Annotated in this window: 22 protein-coding genes; 8 read left to right on the forward strand and 14 right to left on the reverse strand. The window is 55.6% G+C overall.

Features of this window, described 5'->3' with window-relative positions; translation table 11 throughout:
* Window positions 1-56 precede the first annotated feature (56 nt).
* From FFI90_RS00485 to FFI90_RS00515, 7 genes are all read right to left on the reverse strand, one after another.
* Window positions 57-842 carry a ZIP family metal transporter gene (locus tag FFI90_RS00485; RefSeq protein ID WP_144775486.1) on the reverse strand — a complete coding sequence of 262 codons (786 nt, stop codon included), beginning with the start codon at window positions 840-842 and terminating at the stop codon, window positions 57-59.
* Window positions 839-1,792, reverse strand: coding sequence for an alpha/beta fold hydrolase (locus tag FFI90_RS00490; RefSeq protein ID WP_144775488.1), 954 nt, complete (start codon window positions 1,790-1,792; stop codon window positions 839-841). The genes FFI90_RS00485 and FFI90_RS00490 overlap by 4 nt, the downstream gene beginning before the upstream one ends.
* The gene (locus tag FFI90_RS00495; protein WP_144775490.1) at window positions 1,741-2,238 is read right to left on the reverse strand and encodes a hypothetical protein; all 498 of its coding nucleotides are present in this window, start codon (window positions 2,236-2,238) and stop codon (window positions 1,741-1,743) included. The genes FFI90_RS00490 and FFI90_RS00495 overlap by 52 nt, the downstream gene beginning before the upstream one ends.
* Before the next feature lie 153 nt (window positions 2,239-2,391).
* Window positions 2,392-2,850: a DUF302 domain-containing protein gene (locus tag FFI90_RS00500; RefSeq protein WP_144775492.1), complete on the reverse strand. Its 459-nt coding sequence runs from the start codon at window positions 2,848-2,850 to the stop codon at window positions 2,392-2,394.
* A 78-nt stretch (window positions 2,851-2,928) separates the two neighbouring features.
* A complete protein-coding gene (locus FFI90_RS00505; protein WP_144775494.1) occupies window positions 2,929-3,594 on the reverse strand; it encodes an AbiTii domain-containing protein in 666 nt (221 codons plus the stop codon).
* A gap of 204 nt (window positions 3,595-3,798) precedes the next feature.
* Entirely contained in the window at window positions 3,799-4,605 is an 807-nt protein-coding gene (locus tag FFI90_RS00510; RefSeq protein WP_144775496.1) for a DUF1338 domain-containing protein, read from the reverse strand.
* Window positions 4,595-5,737 (reverse strand): arginine N-succinyltransferase, encoded by a 1,143-nt coding sequence (locus FFI90_RS00515; RefSeq protein ID WP_144775498.1) that lies wholly within the window; start codon window positions 5,735-5,737, stop codon window positions 4,595-4,597. The genes FFI90_RS00510 and FFI90_RS00515 overlap by 11 nt, the downstream gene beginning before the upstream one ends.
* 116 nt (window positions 5,738-5,853) lie before the next feature.
* Between FFI90_RS00515 and FFI90_RS00520 the strand changes: the two genes are divergently transcribed.
* Both FFI90_RS00520 and FFI90_RS00525 read left to right on the forward strand, forming a co-directional pair.
* Window positions 5,854-6,282, forward strand: coding sequence for an Lrp/AsnC family transcriptional regulator (locus tag FFI90_RS00520; RefSeq protein ID WP_144775500.1), 429 nt, complete (start codon window positions 5,854-5,856; stop codon window positions 6,280-6,282).
* Window positions 6,283-6,672: 390 nt separating this feature from the next.
* A complete protein-coding gene (locus FFI90_RS00525; protein ID WP_144775502.1) occupies window positions 6,673-8,355 on the forward strand; it encodes an AMP-binding protein in 1,683 nt (560 codons plus the stop codon).
* Between the two features lie 114 nt (window positions 8,356-8,469).
* On the opposite strand, the gene FFI90_RS00530 is transcribed toward FFI90_RS00525, so the two are convergent.
* Entirely contained in the window at window positions 8,470-8,661 is a 192-nt protein-coding gene (locus FFI90_RS00530) for a hypothetical protein (protein ID WP_144775506.1), read from the reverse strand.
* Between the two features lie 140 nt (window positions 8,662-8,801).
* On the opposite strand from FFI90_RS00530, the gene FFI90_RS00535 reads away from it, so the two are divergent.
* Window positions 8,802-9,701, forward strand: coding sequence for a LysR family transcriptional regulator (locus FFI90_RS00535; RefSeq protein ID WP_144775508.1), 900 nt, complete (start codon window positions 8,802-8,804; stop codon window positions 9,699-9,701).
* 12 nt (window positions 9,702-9,713) lie between these two features.
* Here FFI90_RS00535 and FFI90_RS00540 read toward each other — a convergent pair whose 3' ends face one another.
* Window positions 9,714-10,433, reverse strand: coding sequence for a transglycosylase SLT domain-containing protein (locus tag FFI90_RS00540; protein ID WP_425463069.1), 720 nt, complete (start codon window positions 10,431-10,433; stop codon window positions 9,714-9,716).
* Between the two features lie 89 nt (window positions 10,434-10,522).
* Between FFI90_RS00540 and FFI90_RS00545 the strand changes: the two genes are divergently transcribed.
* Window positions 10,523-11,341, forward strand: a complete 819-nt coding sequence (locus FFI90_RS00545) for a DUF2059 domain-containing protein (RefSeq protein WP_144775510.1) — start codon at window positions 10,523-10,525, stop codon at window positions 11,339-11,341.
* Window positions 11,342-11,450: 109 nt separating this feature from the next.
* On the opposite strand, the gene FFI90_RS00550 is transcribed toward FFI90_RS00545, so the two are convergent.
* Window positions 11,451-11,729, reverse strand: a complete 279-nt coding sequence (locus FFI90_RS00550; RefSeq protein WP_144775512.1) for a peptidylprolyl isomerase — start codon at window positions 11,727-11,729, stop codon at window positions 11,451-11,453.
* Window positions 11,730-11,911: 182 nt separating this feature from the next.
* On the opposite strand from FFI90_RS00550, the gene FFI90_RS00555 reads away from it, so the two are divergent.
* The 4 genes from FFI90_RS00555 to FFI90_RS00570 all read left to right on the forward strand — a co-directional run bounded on the left by FFI90_RS00555 (window position 11,912) and on the right by FFI90_RS00570 (window position 15,874).
* The gene (locus FFI90_RS00555; protein ID WP_144775514.1) at window positions 11,912-13,498 is read left to right on the forward strand and encodes an ABC-F family ATPase; all 1,587 of its coding nucleotides are present in this window, start codon (window positions 11,912-11,914) and stop codon (window positions 13,496-13,498) included.
* A gap of 155 nt (window positions 13,499-13,653) precedes the next feature.
* Window positions 13,654-14,217 carry a DUF1415 domain-containing protein gene (locus FFI90_RS00560; RefSeq protein WP_144775516.1) on the forward strand — a complete coding sequence of 188 codons (564 nt, stop codon included), beginning with the start codon at window positions 13,654-13,656 and terminating at the stop codon, window positions 14,215-14,217.
* Between the two features lie 6 nt (window positions 14,218-14,223).
* Window positions 14,224-14,955: a polyamine aminopropyltransferase gene (locus FFI90_RS00565; protein ID WP_144775518.1), complete on the forward strand. Its 732-nt coding sequence runs from the start codon at window positions 14,224-14,226 to the stop codon at window positions 14,953-14,955.
* Window positions 14,956-14,971: 16 nt separating this feature from the next.
* Window positions 14,972-15,874, forward strand: a complete 903-nt coding sequence (locus FFI90_RS00570) for an NAD-dependent protein deacetylase (RefSeq protein WP_144775520.1) — start codon at window positions 14,972-14,974, stop codon at window positions 15,872-15,874.
* Between the two features lie 15 nt (window positions 15,875-15,889).
* On the opposite strand, the gene FFI90_RS00575 is transcribed toward FFI90_RS00570, so the two are convergent.
* From FFI90_RS00575 to FFI90_RS00590, 4 genes are all read right to left on the reverse strand, one after another.
* A complete protein-coding gene (locus tag FFI90_RS00575) occupies window positions 15,890-17,608 on the reverse strand; it encodes a cation:proton antiporter (protein WP_144775522.1) in 1,719 nt (572 codons plus the stop codon).
* Window positions 17,605-20,367 (reverse strand): cation-transporting P-type ATPase, encoded by a 2,763-nt coding sequence (locus FFI90_RS00580; RefSeq protein WP_144775524.1) that lies wholly within the window; start codon window positions 20,365-20,367, stop codon window positions 17,605-17,607. Before FFI90_RS00580 ends, FFI90_RS00575 begins: the two co-directional genes overlap by 4 nt.
* Window positions 20,368-20,484: 117 nt before the next feature.
* Complete coding sequence (locus FFI90_RS00585) at window positions 20,485-21,894, reverse strand: sodium-dependent transporter (protein ID WP_144775526.1); 1,410 nt, start codon at window positions 21,892-21,894, stop codon at window positions 20,485-20,487.
* Window positions 21,895-21,978: 84 nt separating this feature from the next.
* Window positions 21,979-23,079: a Leu/Phe/Val dehydrogenase gene (locus tag FFI90_RS00590; RefSeq protein WP_144775528.1), complete on the reverse strand. Its 1,101-nt coding sequence runs from the start codon at window positions 23,077-23,079 to the stop codon at window positions 21,979-21,981.
* Window positions 23,080-23,428: the final 349 nt, after the last annotated feature.

Consider the following 23,428-nt stretch of genomic DNA (forward strand, 5'->3'; position numbering starts at 1 on the left):
TTTATAGAGACCTGGTTTAAATAGTCGCCTGATTCAAGTAGTGATCTTACGTCACATTACCCCAATGTGGCGTCCAGGAACATCATCACAACAAAACCCACCAGCAGCGAGAAGGTTACCTGCGTTTTGTAACTGTTCCGGTGGGTTTCGGGAATAATTTCATTGGCTATGATGAACAACATAGCCCCTGCCGCGAAGCCCAGAGACCAGGGCATGACGGGTTCCGCGAGCCAAACCAGAGCGGCACCAAATACGCCACCTATGGGCTCGGCCAAGCCGGTAAGCAGGGCGATAGTGAAGGCCCGCGCCCGGGAGTACTGAATAGCCATCAGTGAGAGCGCAACAGCAAGTCCTTCGGGTATGTTCTGGATGCCGATGCCTATGGCCAGAACATATCCATTACGCACATCCCCACCTGCAAAGCCGACTCCAACTGCCATGCCTTCCGGGAAATTGTGTAGCGTAATGGCGATAATGAAGAGCCAGATACGGCGTATGTGTGCGGCGTCAGGTCCTTCCGGTCCGAGGTTAAAGTGTTCATGGGGCAGTTTCTGATGCAGGAAGTAAAGAGCGCCCGCGCCGGAAAGTACGCCGAAGATCACCAGCAAGGCGGCGGCCCAGGATGAGCCCAGTAGTGCCTCCCCATGTTCCAGCCCCGGCAGCAATAGCGAAAAGAAAGACGCAGCCAACATCACACCGGCCGCTCCCGCGAGCATGCTGTCCTGCATTCGGTCAGACGGCGGCTTGATGAAGAAAACGGCTGCGGCGCCAATGCCGGTTGCCAGTCCAGCGAGCAGGCTTGCCAGAGCACCAAGCCCGATGATGTTGATATCGGTAATCATGAAGGCTGGACTCTCTTTTGAATCGTTCTATCTGTGAGTTGTCGTCGGATGCGTTCGAAAAGTCTGGCCTGAAATTTTTCGTCCAGGGGGTAAAGATGACCGGCCGTGGTCAGCAATATCAATTCCGCGTTGGGAAGTTGTTCTGCGAGATGGCGGGCGTACTCCAAGGGTACGAAAGCGTCCTGCTCGCCCTGAAAAATGAGAACGTGAGTGGACACTTGCTTCAGGCTGAAGCCCCAGTCGCTGAGCTCGGCAAGCAGGTCGGCTGCAATCGCTTTGCCACCGCTTTCCAGACAGACTAACTGGTCCTGTCGAAAGGTATTCCCACTGAGCAAGACGCCCATCAGATCGCGATCTGATGCATTGACCATTTTCCTGGCCTCCCGCATATAAAGCCCCGGATACCTCAGGGAGAGCCAGGCCACTAAGCGCACCAGAAGTGTCGTCAGCTTTGGGCTGTAACGTGCAAGCAGAGGGCCTGGCCAGCGGGTTTTTTCAAGTAATGTATGGCGCCCGTCATACTCTGAAAAGTTTGTATAACCGGAAAGGCACACGCCCAGATCCATCCTGTCGCTCAGGCTATGGCAGCAGGCAAGGGCGCGCGAGCCGCCGCTGGACCAGCCGATATGAGTGAATCTCTCCAGGCCAAGGGCGTCAGCCAGTTGCAGAATATCCTGAGGGTAATCCTGCAATCGGCGCTCGGGTTGATCGCTAGAGCTTCCGATGCCAGGGCGGTCAGGCGTAAGAAACCTGAAGCCATGGCGCAGCGCCTGATTATGGAAAAGCCTGCCTTGTAGCCGGGAACCGGGCATGCCATGGCCAAAAATAAGCGGGTAGCCTTGCGGGTGGCCAAGATCGGTATAGGCCATTGTGCGACCATCGCGCAGAATCAGGTGTTTCAATCGGTTGCCTGAGTCGGGTTTTTCGAGCGCGAGAGTATAGGCTCGCATCCAATTACCTGTCTGGCTTGAGTTTGCGCGTGCAAGTACCAGCGCTTTCCGGGCTGGGCAAACGTTTGCGGAGTGACACGGAAATCTTTTGTTTCCATTGTTGCGGGAATGGGCGAGCCGTCGGCATGGCGGTAAACACAACTGGTGCCAAGAGTCACAGAAGTGCCTATAGGTAGCTCTATGAAGTCATCACCCCGAACCTGCGGAGTGTCGCCGTCTACGCTTATGATTTTGAGACACGGGCCATAATGAACTTTTTGTTGCTCACGCAGGTATTCGCTCAGGCAGTGTTGCGCGCTGAGGAGGACGGTATTGCGGCCACTGGCTTCAGTGCTTGCGGGCGGATTTCGGCTGTCTGGCTCACTGACCGGCTTTTTGTCTGATAACGACTGGCAGCCCGTCAGTATCAGGAGGCAGGCCAGCAGAATCGTGACGACAGGCTTCATCGTTACTCCTTGTCGCATTGAACAAAATGGGACTGTTCGGGAACAAGGCGTCAGTTTAGATCAGATTCGGGATGCCTGGGTACCCGTTCGGGTATTAAAGGAGGTGAATTGGCTGAACAAAAAATGTCGCTGTCACCTCTCGGCGATCGCCGCCTATTTCACCGCGTCTTCGGCGATCTTCCCGAAGACTGTGTCAAGCTCCTTTGCGATTATCATCACTTCGGGGCTGTCTTCGGCGTAGGGGGAGAAGACGAGGCTCGGCGTCTTGTAGCTCAGTGTCGCGGTTCCATCCTCCTGCTCGGTGACGTAGAACCTGATCGGGGCTTCGATCATTGCGGCTTCGGAGGCTTCCAGCATCCGGACCGCGAAGTCGTTGTTGTAGACACCGATCACCCGGTTGCCGGGGATGGTGACACCGCGATTGGCCGCGGCCTCGGTCGGGCCAGCTTCAGTGACGATGCCCATCTTGTTGGCCTTCGCCGCCGTTTTCACCCTGTCGATCAGATTCTGATAGGTACGGTTCGTTTCGATCACCGCCCAGCCTTCGCGCTCAGCGGGGCTGGCGGTGGCGGAGCAGGCGACGAGCGAGAGGGCGAGAACGAGATAACGCATGGGTGTGCTCCTTGTCATCCGGGTTTCGTTGGGCGTCGTGCTGTTCGGGAACAAGGAGTTAGTTTAGCGCAGCGTCGCTTAGCTTGCCCGGCCGAACATCCGCTCGAAAAAGCCCGCGGAACGAACATCTGGCATAGGCAGGCTGTCTATCTCATCCATGGCTTTGCGCCAGAAGTGCTCCGGGGTGTCCAGCTCTGCAACCAGCGCGCGCTCTTCGGGGCTGTAGTGATTGTGCTCTCCTTCCAGCCCTTTTTCCATTAGCGCCTGTACCCAAAGATAAACGGCACCTCTTACGGTCTTTAACAGGCGTGAGTAAACATCGCGGCTGAGGTTGATGGCCAGCTCTGCACTCAGGTTGATCTGTTTCTGCAGAACCGCCATATCGTCGGTATCCAGCAGCAACCGGTTGCCGTCACCTTTTTTGCTGTTGACGCAGATTTTCTCCAGCACCTTTGTGCCCTCTATGAGATCAATGTGGCCAAACTCAAGTTTATGTTGATCCGTTACGGGCGCTGGAATCCATCCATATTGCGGGGATTTCGCGACTATGTGTCCCGGTAAGTCCAGGCGAAAAGAAGGGGCGGCGTCACGATCCTGATAACCATCGAATTCAGAGCGTAGCCAGGCAGCCATTTTTTTGTGGCGTAACATCATGGCAAGTGTGATGGCCGAAGGCATGATGTCCTCAAGCAGTTCGCCGGAATCCCGGGTGCGCTCGTCGAGGTGATTGGCGGATGCAGACATATTTTCTCCTTGGCGGAGGCAGGGCTCTCTCTGGCTTCACCGCCATGTTTTTGTTATTACGCAGTTCACGACGGTGCTTGATCGGCCGCCTATGAAATGCCCAGATGCCTAAAAAGTAGACAAGGTTCACTGTCCGCGCCGTTGTAAAAAGGTGAGGTTTTTGTAACTGCAGGTAAGCCGTCTGTCAGCCAGTTTGCACGGGCCCTACATGCCCGCGTTAGTACTCTCGAAAATCTTGTCTGCGGAGGCTGCTACAAAACCATTGTAGAGATGCCCGTCGGGGTTTCTGTAGCGCAGAGCGAACTCATAGAAGCAGCTGGGAATAGTGGTTTCACGGTCACGAAATTGCACGGGAACCCGGTCTGCCATGGTGGATGACTGCTCAAGAAGGTCTTCGGGAGAGCCTTTCACTTCTCCACCGGACGCATTCACGGTAAAGCCGTTGTCTTTCAGAAGCTGATTGATATCGGCAACTGTTTCATAGTTCTGCAAGCGATTAACGCTGACTGTGAAATGGTTAGCCCGGTAGCCCCAGGCTGCCAGCCAGGCTGCATACTCGCTCTCTTCGAGTAGCTTGCGATAGGTGTCGTAATCCAGATCCCAGTGTCTGCCTGAATACAGAAAGTCGTCCGCTGCAACCTGCTCTTTCATCATCCCGGCTACCAGTGTTTTTACGGTCGCCTGAAGTTCCGGTGAGCACTGTTCTGTGAGCAGCTCTGAAATGAACACTCTGGGCGCTTCCGGGTCCGCATGCTCATAGTGCCGGGCATAGAGTTTCTTGCCTTTGAAATGATATTCCCCCCCCTCGCGATATCCGAGAGCAAGAAAATGCTCCGCAAGCGCATCCAGGCCTACGGGTGACAGGTTGAAGGTTCGCAGGGCAATGTGATCGTTAATGATGGCGTGGCCTTCCTCGGCTCCCAGAATGCGGTGGATTTTCGCCGCCGACGGGGTAACGCTGCGATAATTCTGCCAGAGCTTCTCGAAGAGGGCGTTGCGATCAGTATGCATAACTTAACTCCGTAGCTGTCTTGTGGGTTCGTGCGGGTGCGGCCCGGTTTAAAGGCAGAATGCGTGCGAGATGACCTTCTGCCAGGTTCAACTTTGCAGCGAGTGCTGAGGGAACAATCAGCGTACCTGGCTGCGAGCCACCTGCGCTGCCAGTCTCAGGCCGGTCAAAGACTTCGGATGTGATGGTTGCCCGAAAGTCCACCAGGCCTGTGTTGGTAATCAGACTTGGCTCATTTTGCTGATAGCGTGCGTGTTCGTGGCTGCTGTGAACGCCCCTACATTTATCTGTTCCCTCTATTACGACCCGGCACGCAGAGGAGGCTCTTACGCTATGAATATCGGCCAGGGCACACTCAACCGTTGGACCCGCATCAAGCAGATCTATGAAACCTTTATGCTGAAACCCCTCTGCTTCCAGTATTTGCAGGGCCGGCCGGGTGTGTTCATGTACCTGGCTGATGACCGCCCTGGCCTCAGGGCTCATCATGCAAGTGTATAGAGGATGAGAGGGCATCAGCTCATCAATGAAATCAGTATAGCCGGTGCCAACCAGATGGGTTGCCTGGCAAAACTCCATGTCAACGAAATGAGCTTTTAGCCAGTCCCAGAAAGGCGACTGTCCTGCAGCATCGGAAACACCGCGCATTTCGGCAATGACATGGTCTGAAAAGCGTTCCGGGTGAAGTGCCATAAACAGGAAACGCACTCGGGAGAGCAGTTTTCCGGCGTTGGCCCGGCGGAATTCCGGGCGCAAATAAAGCGAGCAGATCTCGGAGTAGCCGGCGTAATGGTTACAACGGGTGAGGGTTTCCACACTTCTGCGAAGGTCGAGATCGCGGGCGTGACGGGTAACCGTGTTGCGTCGAAAGTGATAAAGCGGACGGGTATGGCCGGCATTCGCCTCAATGCCCGTGGTACCCATAATGGCTCCGGTCGCTTCATCTTCCAGTACGAAAAGGTAGTGCTCGTCACTTGGGTTGGTAACCCGGCGCTCAAAACTGGCCATGGAGTGGGAGATTTTTCGTGCCAGAGCATCTCTGTCTGGCATCAGGGAAGTAAACCCGGGGCCGGACTCCATCGCTATGAGGAAAAGAGCGTCCAGATCCCTGTCGGCAATCGGTCGAATGATCATGGGCTGCAACCTGACTTTATTTCGGGACAGTATGAAGGGATGCTCTGTCATATTGCAGATTCAATTTGAGCAAAATGGGCTAAGCTTCTCTCATAATAACCAAGAGAGTGACCAAAATGATCGGAAATAGAGACCAGAAGCTGCTTATGCTGTTGCGACAGAACGCGCGTGCCAGCATTTCGGATTTGGCGAGGGCTTTGCATTTGTCTCGCTCAACCGTACAGAACCGCATAGCCAAGCTGGAAGCGAGCGGAGTCATTGCAGGGTATGCCGTACAGTTGGGAGGGGCGTTTTCATCCAGCCAGGTGGAGGCTCATGTCTCGATAAAAGTTGCTCAGAAACTGACGGCTAGAACAAACTCGGCACTTAAGGGCATCAGTCAGGTGTCGCAATTATTTTCGGTAAGTGGTGAGTACGACCTTATAGCCATTGTGCAGGCTCAATCCCTGGAGGAACTGAGCACCGTATTAGATGAGATTGGAAATCTGGAAGGCGTTGAGCGCACTAACTCGGCCGTGGTGCTGGAAACCCGCTTTCGGCGTTAGGCGCCTTTCCTTAGCTAATTTTATACGTGCAATATCAGGAGCCCAGCATGCCCGAGAAAGCACTATACAAGAAAGCCACGGAGCCGAGCAGGATAAGTCCCCAGGCTGGGAAAATCAGGAAAGAGCGACTCGACTGTCTCATGGTGATCTCCTATGAGTTATGGAATGCGGTACGCTGCATTTACTACTCTAGACCAATCTTGATTAATGTCACAAAAAATAAATGGTTTTCACCTCGACTGTTTGTCATGCGATGGGTTTTGCCATCAGGTAGGGCATTTAATGTCATTGAGGTCTTTATGAATCACGCTACTATAAAACCAATTCGGATTTTGATTCCTGTATCGCGGTTTCAGTTTCGCAAGCCTTAACAATAATAAGGAGCTTTTCATGGCAGTGGATTCCCGTAGGCAGACTTCCTTGCACTGTCTGTATTACTGGGCAGAGCTAAGCCCGGACAATTTATACCTTACCCAGCCGTATCCTGATGGCACAGTGGAAGACATTACCTGGAAGCAGGCAGCTGATCAGGTTTCGCGCATGGCTGCCCACATCAACAGCCTGGCATTGCCGGAGCGCAGCAATATTGCAGTGCTGGGCAAGAACAGCGCGCACTGGATCCTGTCGGACCTGGCCATCTGGGCCGCAGGGCATGTATCTGTGCCGTTGTATCCCACACTCAACGGTGAAACCGCTGCCTATATACTTGAGCACAGCGGAGTAAAGCTGCTGTTTCTGGGCAAGCTCGATGGAACGGCGGATGGCTGGAACGATATAAAAGGACATATCCCTTCGGACCTTCCAATTGTCTCTCTACCGATGTCGCCGCGAAATGATACGCCCAAGTGGCTGGACATTATTGCTGAACATCAGCCAGTTTCTCCTGAGTTACCCGATCCGGACACGCTCGCGACGATTGCTTATACCTCTGGTAGCACCGGTCGCCCCAAAGGGGTTATGCACAGTTTTCGGGCCATGATGTCGGTCGCGGACGGTTTGCAGCAGATGTTCACCGCCTCATCAGACGACCGGATGCTTTCGTACCTGCCATTGGCTCACGTGGCAGAACGGGCGGCGGTAGAAACCCAGACGTTGTATTTCGGTTTTCATATTTACTTTGCCAATACGCTGGACACGTTTCAGCAGGATTTGCAGCGTGCCCGACCCACGCTGTTTTTCTCTGTTCCCCGACTGTGGATGAAGTTTTACCTCGGTGTTAACGCCAAACTACCGCCCAAAAAACAGAAATTACTGTTCAGTATTCCGTTTGTCAGTTCCATGGTGAAGAAGAAGGTGCTCAGGCAACTGGGTCTGGATCATTGCCGTGCCGCACTTACCGGAGCGGCGCCTTTGTCTGAGGAAATCATCAGCTGGTATCGCAGCCTTGGGTTGGAGTTGCTTGAGGTTTACGGCATGACGGAAAACTTTGGCTACTCTCATGCCAGTCGGCCAGGACAGGCCAGAATCGGATTTGTGGGCGTTACGAATCCTGGCGTTGAGCATCGCATTGGTGACGGCGGCGAGCTCCAGGTAAGAAGCCCTGGCATGATGCTGGGCTACTATCAAAACGAAGAGAAAACCCGGGAAGACGTTACCGCTGACGGCTTTCTCAAGACCGGCGATATGGGCGAAATCAATGCCGACGGCTATCTGCGGATTACAGGACGGGTGAAAGACCTGTTCAAAACTTCCAAAGGCAAATATGTGGTGCCTGTGCCTATTGAGAATCGGTTTAACCACCCTGCGGTAGAAGTTGTCTGTGTTGCTGGTGCCAACCAGCCTCAACCGTGCCTGATGTTATTGCTCTCGGAAGAGACACGAGCTGCGCTTGCGACCGGCAAGAGCCGGGATGAGCTGGAACAGGAGCTGGCGAACGAACTGAAAGCAGTGAACGAAACCTGTGAGGCCCACGAAAAAATTGCGTTCGTGGTTGCAGTGAAGGAGCCCTGGACCATGGAGAACGGAATGCTTACGCCCACCATGAAGATCAAGCGCAATGTGATCGAAGACGTCTACAACCGTAAAATGGACGACTGGTTCGAGCAGAAAAAGAAGGTGATCTGGGAGTTCTGAACGTCTAATGCAAAACGCCGACGGATCCTCTTGAGAATCGTCGGCGCTTTCAGTCTGGCTTTTGGTTTCAGAGCTGCGCTATTGGCGCAGCTCTTTACGTATGCCCGGCTGGAATCAGTGGCCACCCTGCATTTGGGTGATATCAGTTACTGCGGCAGCTTTGCGATTAAAGGAGCGCAGTTTGCTGCTCATGAATTGCATTGCCATCTTTGCAGCCGCACGGGTGTGCTGGCTTCTCACCGCAGTACTGTTGTGGAGGATACTGGATGGTAGCGGTTGAACGGTTGCCATATGTCTTTGTGTCATAGCGACTTCCTCCTTGTCTGGTGAGTTGCTATTTAAAAATGAATAAAAGGGTTGGCCCGAATATACACAAATTATAGGGGTATTTTTTTGCAGCGTAAATACGTTAAACTCCTTACTCACGTTGCAAATATGCAGTAACTATGGACTGGGATTATCTTCGATATATACACGCTCTGGCAATAGGTGGAACCCTCGCAAAAGCCGGAGAAATACTGGGCGTTCACCAAACCACGGTTTTGCGCCGGCTGGACCAGATGGAAGAATCTCTGGGCGTGCAGTTTTTTGAGCGCAATCGGGACGGATTGCAGCTGACGCCGGTGGGTGAGACTGCTTTTCGGAACGCGGAGAAGCTCGCTGTTGAGATGGAGAACCTCGAGCGCAAGCTGGTAGGGCAGGATGCGGCGCCCGTGGGTAAGGTACGCCTGGCTGCAGAGGACACGATGATGAGCGAACTGCTCGGATCGGTGCTGGCGGATCTGGTACGCGAGTTTCCGGATATTGAACTGGAAGTGCTCACGGATAACGACGTGACCAACCTCACGCACCGGGAGGCGGACCTTACGTTGCGCCCTGAAAACAAACCTCAGGCAACGTTGGAAGGTGAGAGGATCGCCGCGATTGAATCGGCTGTTTATGGCTCTGCCAGCTACTGCCGGCGCCACCGCAATATGGATATTGAAAACCACCCCGAGGACTGTATCTGGATTATCCCGGACGACACCTTCAGCCATCTGGCGACGGGTCGCTGGTATCGCAAGCACCTGAAAAACGCTACGTCAGTCATCCGTTGCAACAGCCTGCACGCGATGCACGCGCTGGCTCGCTCCGGAACCGGTCTGGCAGTACTGCCTTGTTACCTGGGTGAGGGCACCAAAGAACTGCGCCGCCTGTCAGACCCCCTTGAGGGTGAAAGTGTCGACCTGTGGGTGCATGTCAGTCAGGACACGCACCAAATGGCGAGAGTTCGTATTGTGATGGAGTTCCTGGTGGACCGCCTGCGGTCCCAGGCGGCGGCCATCGAGTTCAGCCCGGCAGCCTGAGATGAACCTGGCTCAGCCGCAGAATGGCCAGAACTGATACCAGCGCCAGCACTGGAATTCCTGCTCGCAGGACATGAGCTGATTGTCGTACCGGAAGGCCCGGTTCTGAACTCTTGTCGCTAGAGCCGTTACTGCCGGCTTACGGGTAAAGGATTTTCGAGCGTAGCCGCCGCGACCCTCGTGGTATGCCAGGTAGAGCTCGCGAGGCTTGTGGAAGGCGATATCGAGCTCTCGATGAGTGAGATGGTTATACCAGCCCACAAAATCCAGCGCGTATTCCATATCGGTACGAACCGTAAACAAACCGTCACCATTAGCCGCAAGATATTCCCCCCAGGCAGGGTCCAGAGCCTGGGCGTAGCCATAGGCGGTTGTTGGCCGGCGCCAGGGTATAAAGCCCCATAGCCGAGTTCTGGGTGGCTGGGCGTGGCTGCGAAACGAAGACTCGTAGTAAACGAAAGCCATCTGCGTGGCAATGGGCGTTCCCCAGCGTTTCTGGGAGTTGCTCGCGTAGTCATACCAGACGGTGTGCTCTCGGAAAATTTCGCACAGATTCTCGGGGTTAACGGGTGGATCCGGAGCCAGTAAGCTGAAGCGCAGCGTCGCCCAGGTTCCGATAATCAAACCCAGAACCGGAAGCCCGTACCATTTAACGCGGGATCGCCATTGATCACGGCGCGTTTGGCGGCGTCGCCTGCGCGGTCGTGCCGGCTTCCAGAATTTTCCTACCAAACTGTCATCTCCGGAACCCATGGATTGCTTGCTCAGGGGAGGGTGCGCGTGTCATAAACGCATCACCCACCAAACAGGATGATAATTAAATGAAGCTTGGCACCCTAGTTAAACCTCTTTTAATCGCCGGCCTGTTTCTGGCTGGCCCCGTTATGGCTGCACCCACTGCTCAGCAGGTTTTGACTGCGTCGCCTATTGACGACATTGTTGATCGATACCCCGCCATGATGAGCGAGGGCATCCGCGAGGGTCTGAAGCGCAGCCCGCAGCTGCCCCCCATGGTTGCTGATACTATTGGATACGTCGTTACCAACAGCTTTCGTGCGGCGGATATAGAGCAGCAGATTGTTAAAAATCTGGAGAGTGAGCTTTCCGGAAAGCAGCTGGAAGCGGTACAGGACTGGTATGACACCCCGGTTGCCCGGAAAATTTCGGCGGCGGAAATTGCGGCCTCCGATCCGAGCGCCTGGAAGCAGATTCAGGCCAGGGCGGCGGAGTTGAACGAGAAGTATAAAGGTACAGACCGCGCCCGGGCTTTTGAGCGGTTTGATCGTGCATCCCGCGCCACGGAAAGCGCTGTGGATACCACCATTGCAGTGCAGCTCGGGTTGGCAACCGCCATGGCTGCATTCAGCAGTGATTCAGCGAATTACGATGAGCTCAAGCAGAGCATAGAAAACCAGCGCGGAAAAATCCGCGGCATTGTTGAGCAGCAGGTGTATGACAGCTACCTGCACACCTATGAAAAAATCAGTTCGCAGGAAATGGGGTTGTATATCGACTTTCTGGAGAGCGGCCCTGGGACTGCGTTTACAAAAACCGTTACCCGGAGCATTCAACAAGCCATTACCGATCCGATTGAATCCATCGGCAACCAGATGGCGCGTTTCCTCTCTCCGCAAAAATAGGGCGGGTGCAGCACGAGCATACTGCGCTGGATGAATTGGCTCCTGATGCGATCAGGAGCCAATCAACAATCCGCAGCAGGAGAGCCCCCCGCCTGTGGTCGAAGACCCCTTAGCTGCGGCTGGTTACTTCCAGAAGGTGATAGCCGAACTGGGTTTTTACCGGCCCGAGAACCTTGTTAACTTCGCCGCTGAAGACCACTTGATCGAACTCTGGCACCATCTGGCCGGGTCCGAATGAGCCCAGATCACCGCCGTTACGGCCGGACGGGCAGGAAGAGTGCTGCTTCGCTACTTCCGCGAAATCCTTGCCACCTTCAATTTCTTTCTTCAGCTCTTCACACTTTGCTTCGCTGTCTACCAGAATGTGGCGTGCGGTTGCCTGTGCCATGGTAACTGTCCTTACATAAAATGAATGGGTACTTCAGAGAAAGAATGCTGCCCGTACCCTTCGCCTGAGGCAAGCCTTTTTATCGGTGTTTCTGCGGCCTCACGGTTATCCCTGCAAACCTGTACAATGCCGGCTTTATTTAGCCAGCGCGGCGCTGGCCCTCACATATACAGGTTTGTTTCTTGATCTCTACTGCCAATATCACCATGCAATTCGGGGCTAAACCCCTGTTTGAAAATGTTTCCGCCAAGTTTGGTAACGGCAATCGCTACGGCCTTATCGGGGCTAACGGCAGCGGCAAATCCACTCTGATGAAGATCCTTGGTGGCGACCTTGAGCCGTCTGCTGGCCAGGTTATGCTGGAGCCGAACGTTCGCCTGGGTAAGTTGCGCCAGGATCAGTTCGCCTACGAGACCTGCTCGGTCATGGACACCGTGATCATGGGCCATGAAGAGCTGTGGAACGTTAAAAAAGAGCGTGATCGCATTTATTCGCTGGCGGAAATGAGTGAAGAAGATGGTATGGCAGTCGCCGACCTGGAAGTACAGTTTGCGGAGATGGACGGCTACACCGCCGAATCCCGTGCCGGTGAATTGCTTCTTGGTCTGGATATTCCCCTGGAACAACACGAGGGGCCCATGAGCAGCCTGGCTCCGGGCTGGAAACTCCGGGTACTGCTGGCCCAGGCTCTGTTCTCCGATCCGGACGTGCTGTTGCTGGATGAGCCCACCAACCACTTGGACATCAACACCATTCGCTGGCTGGAAAACATTCTGGTAGCCCGCAGCAGTACCATGATCATCATTTCTCACGACCGGCACTTCCTGAACAGCGTGTGCACCCACATGGCGGATCTGGACTACCGTGAGCTGAAGCTGTTCCCGGGCAACTACGATGAGTATATGACGGCTGCCACCCAGGCCCGCGAGCGCCTGCTTTCAGACAACGCAAAGAAAAAAGTCCAGATTGCGGAGCTGCAGCAGTTCGTCAGCCGCTTCTCTGCAAACGCCTCCAAAGCGAAGCAGGCCACCTCTCGTGCGCGACAGATCGACAAAATCCAGCTGGATGAAGTAAAGCCGTCCAGCCGTATCAGCCCGTTCATCCGATTTGAGCAAGGCAAAAAGCTGCATCGTCAGGCCGTAACGATCCGGGACTTGACCAAGGGTTTCGATGGAAAGCCGCTGTTCAACAAGCTGAACCTGCAGGTTGAAGCCGGCGAGCGCGTAGCCATCATCGGCCCCAATGGTATTGGTAAAACCACGTTGCTGCAGTGCCTGGCCGGTGCTTATGAGCCTGACAGCGGTGAGGTGAAGTGGACCGACAGCGCCGAAGTGGGCTACTACGCCCAGGACCACACGGCGGATTTTGCAGATGACGATACGCTGACTGAGTGGATGGCGCAGTGGACAACAGGAGGCGAGCAACTGATAAGAGGCACGCTCGGCCGTATGCTGTTCTCTGGTGACGACATTGGGAAATCGGTGCGGGTAATCTCCGGTGGTGAGCAGGGACGCATGCTGTTTGGCAAGCTGATTCTGCAGAAGCCAAACGTGATGCTGATGGATGAGCCCACCAACCACTTGGATATGGAGTCCATTGAGGCGCTGAACCTGGCACTTGAGAACTATCCCGGCACGCTGATTTTTGTCAGCCACGACCGTGAGTTTGTTTCGTCACTGGCGACCCGGGTTATTGAGCTTAAGTCTGATGGTATTACTGACTTCAGTGGGACTTACGACGACTATTTGCGCAGCCAAGGCTACTTGTGAGAAGCGGGGGCGCGGGTGGGGCGCTCCAAAAACCGCTGTGAATACGTCCGTGTACGCTTGGCTCCGCCATCCATGGCTCCGCACATTTTTGGAGCGCCCCACCCGCGCCCCCTCCCGAACTTTGGGGTGGCCGTGACTCAGTGAAGGAAACTGCTTTGGAAGAACAATCAGTAATTGAAGCAACCAGAGAATGGGTCGAAGACGTTGTCGTCGGATACAACCTGTGCCCGTTTGCCAAACGGGAACTGGTCAGGGACCGGGTTCGGTTTGTTGTTTCCGAGGCTGATAACGAAGATTCATTGCTTCAAGCCTTGCAAACTGAACTCTTGCGCCTGGACGATGAACCGGAAACCGAAACCACGCTCCTGATTCATCCTCACGTATTGCAGAGTTTTGCGGACTACAATCAGTTTCTGGGTGCTGCGGACGGATTGTTAACCTATCTGGATCTGGAAGGTGTATACCAGATCGCCAGCTTCCACCCGGATTACCAGTTTGCGAACGCTGAAGCGGATGCAGCGGAGAACTACACCAACCGTTCCCCGTTCCCTATGCTCCATCTGTTACGGGAAGCCAGTCTGGAAGCCGCGATTGATAGCCACCCAGACGTAGACGGCGTACCTCAGCGCAATATTGAACTGATGAACAAACTTGGCGCCGACAAAATGCGAGATATCTTGGCCGGGTGCTTGAAGGCAGTAGAGAACACAGGGGAGTAAACCAAAGTGGGACGTCTTTTCGAGCAGATTGATAGCCAACCCTCCGAAATCGGCGAAATCACACTCCGCCGCCGACGCATACCGGCACTGGGCGACAGAGACATTTTCGAAGTAAAGCTCGGCGAAGAATTTCTCATGTCCAGCATGTTTGTGGACGCCGAAGTCGCGCTCTCCGATCTAGGATTGAGTGAAACCGAAGGCGACAACCTTAGCGTTGTCGTTGGTGGCCTTGGGCTTGGCTATACCGCCGTGGCCGCGCTCAAGCACGAACGGGTCGGAGAGTTGCTGATTGTCGAGTATCTGGAGCCGGTTATCCGCTGGCATCAGCAAGAATATGTGCCCCTTGGTAAAGACATCAACGCAGATGCTCGCAGCCGCTACATTCACGGAAGTTTCTTTGATCTGGCCGTCACCGATCCCGAAAACGGCGGTTTTGATCCCGAAACCCCGGGCAAAGAGTTCGATGCCATTCTCCTCGATATAGACCACTCGCCTCGTGCCTTGTTGAATGATTCCAACGCCAGCTTCTACACCACCGAAAATATCAGCCGCATGGCCCGTCAACTCAAACCACGGGGTATTTTTGCCATGTGGTCCAATGAAAGCGAAGATGCCGTATTCATGGATATACTGCGGGATGTGTTCACCGAAGTAGTCTGCCATGTTGTAAGCTTTTATAACCCATTCCAGAACAGAGAGTCTTTCAACACCGTTTATGTGGCCCGCAAACCGGGCTGAATCAGCCGGAGTTTGTATGCCAGAGACAACCCACCGAACTCGTCCCTTCAGTTCGAACCAGCGCCTCCCGGAGTTGAGTGAGGCGCTGGTTCTGCACGGGCCGGAACAGGCAGGTGAGTTGCTGGCAGAATTTATCCACCGCTATCCCAAACTCATGATTCTGACCGGCGCGGGCGTCAGCACCGATTCCGGCATTCCGGATTATCGCGATGGCGACGGCGCCTGGAAGCGCAAACAACCGGTACAGCATCGGGATTTCATGGAAAGCTTTGAAACCCGTCAGCGTTACTGGGGGCGCAGCTTGATTGGCTGGCCTGTCATGCGCAATGCCACCCCAAACCCCTCTCACTACTACATCGCCGACCTCGAACTGCGTAATCATGCCAGCCTGGTGGTCACCCAGAATGTAGATCGCCTGCATCAAAAAGCAGGTACGCGCGGTGTGTGTGATCTGCATGGCCGAGCGGATGAAGTAGTGTGTATGAGCTGTGGCTATCGCTGCCCCCGGGATGATGTGCACGCACGTTGTGCCGGTCTCAATCCGGATTTCGGACAGTACAAAGCCGACACCGCACCGGACGGAGATGCGGATCTGGATGTGGATTTTTCAGGATTTCAGTTGGCAGATTGCCCCAGGTGCAGCGGCATACTGAAGCCGGATGTGGTGTTTTTCGGGGATTATGTCCCGAAGCAGCGAGTACAGTCAGCCATAGAGGCGCTTAACGCCAGTGATGGTTTACTGGTGATTGGATCATCGCTGATGGTGTACTCGGGTTTTCGTTTCTGCCGGTATGCCAAAGAATTCGGCAAACCTGTCGCCACCCTTAACCTGGGCCGGACCCGGGCGGAAGAGCTGGCGGACCTTAAACTGAATGCACGAATAGGGGAGGCCCTGGAGGCCTCACTCAGGCGTTTATAGGCAACGGCTGGTCTGTCATTCAATGAATTCTTTTTGGCCGGTCGGGTCTTTCATAGGCGTGTCCGCTACGGCTTCTCCATTCAGGATCATACGCGCTGCAGCAATGGCCGCATCGCGGTAGGGCATTAGCACAATGTCTGCCTTGGCGCGCGCAAGCGCTGCCGCCGTCTTCTCACTGTGTGCGGCAACGGCGACCTTGCCATGATAGCCAAGGTCCTGCACCGACCTGAGCAGCGCACGGCGCGGGTCGTCATGGGTCAGCCCGGTTTCATGTTCGGGCACTGCCAGCACTAGCCATTTGGCCGCACCAAGCGGCAGGTGTGCAAGAAACTCCGGGTCCGTTGCATCGCCAAAAATCACATCGTATCCATCCATTCGGGCATGGCGAACCGCCGTGGGGCTGAAGTCGACGCCAAGCACTCTCAGTCCGGCCTCCCGCAGCACGCCCGCAATACCAAGGCCGTAGCGCCCGAGCCCGAACAGGATCACATCGTGTCCCTGCGAGCTTGATGGAGCATCTTCGCGCGGCGTCGCAGCCATGCGTCGGTCAAAAATTCTCAGAAGCGGCTCTACTCGATCATATATCTGGTGCGAATAGGTGATCATGTAGGTTGAGGCGGCGATAGTAATAAGGCCCACGAGTGTTACCAGGCCGAGCGCCTGGTCACTGACATGGCCGATAGTCACGCCCATCGCCATGAAAATGAGAGAGAACTCGCTGATCTGTGCCACCGTGAGGCCCGCAAGAAAGCCTGTACGTTTGCGGTAGCCCATCGTGACCATGATGATCAGCACAATCAGCGGATTCCCGATCAGCACGAAAAGCGACAGGACAATGGCCGGCCCTACGCTGGCTCCCAGAACTGACAGATCCAGGGAAGCTCCGAGCGCGATAAAGAAAAATAGCAACAGAAAGTCCCTCAGCGACGTGAGGCGTGCGGCAATCGCCTCACGGTAGGCCGTGGAGGCCAGCGAAACACCCGCTAGTAGCCCGCCGAGTTCTTTCCCGAAGCCGAGATAGTGCCCAATCGCCGCTAACAGTGCGGCCCAGGCGATGGTAAATGACACCAGCAATTCCGGAGCCTGCGACAGGCGGTCGACCAGCGGATTGGCAGCATAACGGATGAATAGCGCCACCGCGAAAAGCATGGCCAGGCCGTAACCAAGAACGACCAGGACATCGGTCAGCACAGCATCTTCACCGGCTCCCACGCCGATAGCAGACAATACGATCATCGCAACCACAACAACGACATCCTGCACAATCAGAAAGCCAAGCGCGATGCGGCCATGGAGCGAGTCGATCTCACGTTTATCAGACAACAGTTTGACGATGATGATGGTCGACGAAAACGTCAGAGCGATGGCTACGTATATAGCCGATAGAGCATCGAGGCCAAGTAATAGGCTGATGATGAAGCCGAAGACCGTTGTGAATATTACTTGCCCCAACCCCGTAATCAGTGCCACAGGGCCCAGCGTGCGTACCAGATTGAAATCCAGCTTGAGCCCGACGAGGAACAACAGAACCGCAATTCCCAACTCGGCCAAGAGGTCTATTTGTTCATCCGAGCGGGCGATATCCAGCACAGAGGGGCCGGCAACTATGCCCACCGCAATGAAGCTCACAATCAATGGTTGGCGCAGAAGAAGTCCGATGAAGCCTACACTAGCGGCCAGTACCAGCAGCGCAGCGAACTCGTAGAACATGTAGCCCTGAAGCGCTTCGGTCACAATGTCTCTCTTTTACTTTCAGTCTTTGAAGGCTGCCCTGGGGTGCGGGGACGGTGCATCCTGTGGCGCAGAACACGTTTTTCTATTTCAAGAATCACAAGCAGTGCAGGCCCTACGGCGACGATAGCCAAGCCCTGGGGAACGCTCAAAGGCCGGGTATCGAAGAAGGCTTCCATAAACGGAGCGTAGGTAAACAGGAACTGTAACGTGGTGACTGCGGTTATGGCGATAAGCACCGGCCGCGTTCCGAGTGCGGCCTTGAGCGACAGCGAGGTGGTATTGAGGAAGCGCACAGAGAAAAGATAGAAGATCTCCATCACCACCAGTGTGTTGACTGCGATCGTGCGTGCTTCTTCGATGCTTGCGCCTTGCTGTTGGGCCCAGATGAACATCCCGAAAATGCCTGAGCACAGGAGAATCGACACGAATGCCACGCGCCATAGGACGAAGCGCGACAGAATATCCTCTGAGGCAGGGCGAGGCGGGCGCTGCATGATGCCGGGTTCCGCTCCTTCAAAGGCCAGGGCCATGGCCAGAACAACCGAGCTGACCATATTAACCCACAGGATCTGCACCGGCGTGATGGGCAGCGTCAGGCCCAGAAGAAGCGCTGCAATGAGTGCCATCGCTTCACCGCCATTGACAGGCAGGAGAAAGAGGACGGCTTTTCGCAGGTTGTCATAAACAGTTCGGCCGGCTCGAACGGCGGCCGCAATGGTGGCAAAATTGTCGTCGGCCAGCACAATCTCGGCCGCTTCCTTGGCCGCTTCGGTCCCGGTTTTTCCCATAGCGATGCCGATATCAGCGCGTTTTAGCGACGGCGCGTCGTTAACCCCGTCGCCAGTCATGGCCACGACGAGTCCATCAGCCTGCAATGCTTCGACCAGGCGCAGCTTGTGCTCGGGGCTGGTACGCGCAAACACGTCGATGCGCGCGGCGCTCTCTTGCAGTTCTGTGGCACTCAGCCCGTCAATCTGGGCACCTTCCAGAACTTCCTCGGTATTCTCAAGCCCCAGTTGTCGAGAAATTGCCAGGGCGGTGCCGCCATGATCGCCGGTAATCATCTTGACCCGGATGCTCGCTGCCTGGCACTCGGCTACGGCGGTAATAGCTTCTTCACGGGGTGGATCTATCAGGCCGACGAGTCCCAGAATGGTCAGCCCGTTTTCCACTTCACTGAAGGACAGTGTCTGAGCGCCTTCCGGTGCGTGCTTTGTGGCGATGGCCAAAACTCTCTGGCCTTCAGCTGCAATCTCCGACGCAGCACGCCGCCAGTATTCGGCATCTAAGGGGGTGGCCCCGTCTTCGTCCTCATGCTGGCGGGTACACATGGCCAGGATACGCTCGGGAGCTCCCTTCACGTGGATTGTTGCCTGGCCGTTGTGATCATGATGCAGTGTCGCCATAAACCGGTGCTGGGCGTCGAAGGGAATCGCGTCAGTTTGCGGATTGGCAGGGCGGGTATCACCTGTCACCAGGCCGGCTTTGCAGGCAAAGGCGACCAGGGCGCCCTCCATTGGGTCGCCTTGAACGGTCCAGCCAGCTTCCGTTTGCTTCAGTTCTGCATCGTTGCAAAGCATGGCACCAAGGGCAAGATCGCTCAGGAGCGGATGGGTTCCTGATTCGACCTCCTTGGAGTCGAGCATAATGGAACCATCGGGTGTATACCCTGTGCCGGTTACAGAAAAGCTTTGCCTTGCGGTGGCGACCCTGGTCACCGTCATTTCGTTGCGGGTTAGCGTGCCTGTCTTGTCTGTACAGATGACCGAGACAGAGCCTAAAGCCTCGATCGCGGGGAGTCGGCGCACGATCGCGTTGCGCCGTGCCATCGCCTGCACGCCGATGGCGAGTGTTACGGTGAGAATTGCCGGCAGCCCCTCAGGGATCGCAGCAACCGATAAGCCAACCACGGCGACAAAGACGTCACCAAAGCTCATGCCGGCCACGCCGTACCCGAAGGCGAGGATCATCGCGGCCAGTACGAGGATGACGCCGGTAATGCGGCGGGCGAAGACCTCCATCTGCAGGAGAAGTGGTGTGGTTGTTGTCTCGACGCTGGTCAGCAACCCGCTGATTCGCCCGATTTCGGTCTCGGCTCCTGTCGCTACAATAACGCCACGCCCGGTGCCGGCGGCGACCAGGGTACCGCTGTAGGCCATCGAGTGTCGGTCGCCAATGGGTGCGTCTGCGGCGACAGGATCTGTCACCTTGTCGACCGGAACGGATTCACCTGTCAGAACCGCTTCCTGAATACGTAAGCCCTTGGCGGCAACCAATCGAAGGTCGGCGGGCACCTTGTCGCCGGCGTCAAGAAGTACGATATCCCCCGGTACCAGTTCCTCGGCTGGCACCGTCGCCCGGCGCCCGTCACGCAGTACTTCTGCTTCTGGAGCCAGCATGTTGCGAATTGCCGACAAAGCCTGCTCGGCACGACCTTCCTGTACGAAGCCGATCACTGAGTTGACCAGCACGACGGCCAGGATCACACCGGTATCGACCAGATGCCCAAGCGCGGCTGTTACCACTGCGGCGGCCAGCAGTACATAGATCAGGACATTGCGGAATTGTCTGAGGAATCGGCGTAGCGGGCCGTCGGGCTGAACTTCGGGTAGCCGGTTCGGCCCGGTGCGGTTAAGCCTTTCTGTTGCGTCTGTGGGGCTCAGGCCATCAAGGCCTGAGCCCACATTCCTGAAAACCTCGTCCTCCCCAAGTGCAAACCATTTGGGGGCCGATGGATCCTTGACGGGGCGAGTGGTCATAGGGCCTCTCCTTAGATCAACAACGCCCCATCATACACTGCGATATAGCTCAAACATATTTGAAGTCTACGTCGGAACTCCCCGGTTTTTACACCTCGTTTTCAAATTTGACATAGCTCAAGAACCGAACAAGTTGTAGATAAATACTGCACCCACGGCCACCGGCGTAATGAAACGTACGGTAATGTACCAGAGGCGGAACATGGGCTCTGACAGCGCCAGCTCATCCTCCATCGCCTTGCGTGACATTACCCAGCCGGCAAATACGGCAACCAGCAGGCCGCCCAGCGGCAACAGGATGTTGGCAGTAAAGAAGTCCAGCAGATCAAATATCGTTTTACCTTCGAGCATGCCAATCCACCCCAGTGGCGCGAAACCCGACCACAGGTTCAGGGAAAGGATTGATGCAATGCCCAGCGCCCAGCACACGAAACCTGCGCCTAACGTACTGGTGATGCGGGTCATTCCTTTTTGTTCCTCCAGCCATTCCACAATGGGCTCCAGCAGCGAAATACCGGAGGTCCAAGCGGCAAATATCAGCAACAGGAAGAACAGGGTTCCGAACAGGCTGCCCATGGGCATCTGGCCAAACGCCAGCGGCAGGGTCTGAAAGATCAGGCCGGGGCCGGCGCCGGGCTCAAGGCCGTTGGCGAAGACAATCGGGAAAATGGCCAGGCCGGCCAGCAAAGCCACACCGGTATCGATGACGCAAACGGCAATGGAGGTTTTGGCGATGGACACACCTTTAGGCAGGTAGGAGCCGTAAGCCATCATCACCGCCATGCCGAGGCTCAGAGTGAAGAAGGCGTGGCCCAAGGCGACCAGAATGCCGGAGGTTGTGAGTTTGGAGAAGTCTGGCTGGAACAGGAAAGTCACAGCGCGGCCAAACTCACCGGTGGTCATGGCGTAGCCGACAACGATGAGCAAAAGCAGGAACAAGGCCGGCATAAGAATGCTGACGGCCCGCTCAAGGCCCGCGCGAACGCCTTTTGCTACCACTAGCATCACCAGCGCCATAAACAGGGTATGCCACATCAGCAGCGTGAGCGGATCCGCCAGAAGGTCAGAGAAGATGGCACCAATGGCCTCCGCAGACTGGCCGGTCAGCTCTCCACTGGCGGCTGTCCCTACATAGGATACAGCCCAGCCACCGATCACCGAGTAGAATGAGAGAATCAGGAAGCCGGCGATCACCCCGACTGCGCCGACCATGCGCCAGGCCGGGTTCAGCTTGTCGTGCCCGGTAATGGCTCTGAGGCTGTTAACCGGGCTGCGGCCGCCGCGGCGACCAATGAGCACCTCAGCCATCATGATGGGCAGACCAATCGCAGCGATACACAGCAGGTATACCAGTACGAAGGCTCCACCACCGTTTTCACCGGTAACATAGGGAAATTTCCAGATATTACCCAATCCAACGGCCGAACCAGTGGCCGCAAGAATAAATGCAAGGCGTGAGGACCAGAGCCCCCGGTTGGCGTTCGAGCCTTCCAGTGCTCCTGAAACCGGTGTGTTTGATTCAGACATGATTGTCTCCTGTAGATGCTTGTTTTTGTTTGTAAGAGCGGAAGCCATGAATTAATCATAGCCCCGTAAACCAAATGCTGTTCGTTATCCCGCGTTGATGCGCTGCTCGCGCGCTATCTCAGCTGCGGTGGAATGTTTCCGGAAGCGCTCTTCGGCAAGAATATTGGCAACTGCGCCGGTTGGCATGCCGCTACGATCCGAGCGCGTGAAGATCTCGGAAAGCGTTTGGCCAATGCCCTCTACGTGGGCTCGCACGGCTTCCGGAGAGGCCCCGGTGCGCTCGTAGAAAACATCGATGATACCGCCGGCGTTAATAGCGAAATCCGGGGCATAAAGAATGCCGCGGTCTTTTAGTGCCTGATCGTGATCCGGGCGTTGCAGGAGATTGTTGGCCGCGCCTGCAATGACGCTAGCTTTCAGGCGGGGAATGCTGTCGTCGTTTAGCACGGCACCCATGGCGCAGGGTGCGACCACATCTACCGGCAGGAACAGAATGTCGTCAGCCGAGGCGGCATGAGCGCCCAGCTCATCCACCGCACGCTGCATATTCTCTTGGTGAATGTCGTACACCCAAAGTTCTGCGCCAGCTTCTTTCAAGTGTCGTGCCAAGCGATAGCCCACGTTCCCGATACCCTGGATAGCCACCTTCAACCCCGTCAGGTCGTCGCGGCCGAGCTTGTGTTTCACTGCCGCCTTCAGGCCGACGAATGTGCCATAGGCTGTGGTGGGTGAAGGGTCACCGTTACTGGGCTGGCCGTCAAAAGCAGTGCGCTCGACAATACCGGCAACGTGCTTGGTATGCCGGCCCATCACTTTCAGGTCGGGTACGCTGGTGCCGGAATCTTCGGCCGCAATGTACTGGCCGCCAAGGCCTTCCAGGTGTGTGCCCATGGCTTCCAGTAAGGCTTCAGTCTTTTGTTTGCGTGGATCGCCGATAATGACCGATTTGCCGCCGCCCAATTCCAGGTTGGCAAGCGCTGACTTGTACGTCATACCCCGTGACAGGCGCAATACGTCGCGCAAGGCCTCCTCATCGCTGGCATAAGGGAACATCCTGCAGCCACCCAGAGCGGGCCCACGGGAAGTGTTGTGTATGGCAACAATGGCTTTTAGCCCGGTCTCTGGGTCGCAGAAGAAGGATAAATGTTCGTGGTTATCAAATTCGGGATGGCTGAATACGTTCATGCGGATTACCCCTCTTCCCTGGTTGTGATGGACTCAAACCAGCGGAAATGAAAGGCGATGGTCTTAACAGTTGGGCGTGATTGTGCATTGCACAAGACGTCCTGGAGACGTGCAGATACAGACATTTTGAAATCCTCTCCACTCGGCCGGATCTCGGCGGCAGTGGCGGTGTTGTTTTTGTCGTCCGGCTTGTGGCCGGCGGTTTGATTTCAGGTGCCCGGGTCTCCCGAAGGGGATTGCCCTTGTGGGGTCGGGCTGGATACAAACTAATCGCTCTGGGCGGAGAGGTCAATTGCAGATTTGGCGTCTGGGCTGGCTCTGGTGATTTCAAAAAGCCGGGAACGACTTT

Origin of the sequence: Marinobacter maritimus, assembly GCF_007671675.1 — a bacterium.
GTDB classification, from domain to species: domain Bacteria; phylum Pseudomonadota; class Gammaproteobacteria; order Pseudomonadales; family Oleiphilaceae; genus Marinobacter; species Marinobacter maritimus.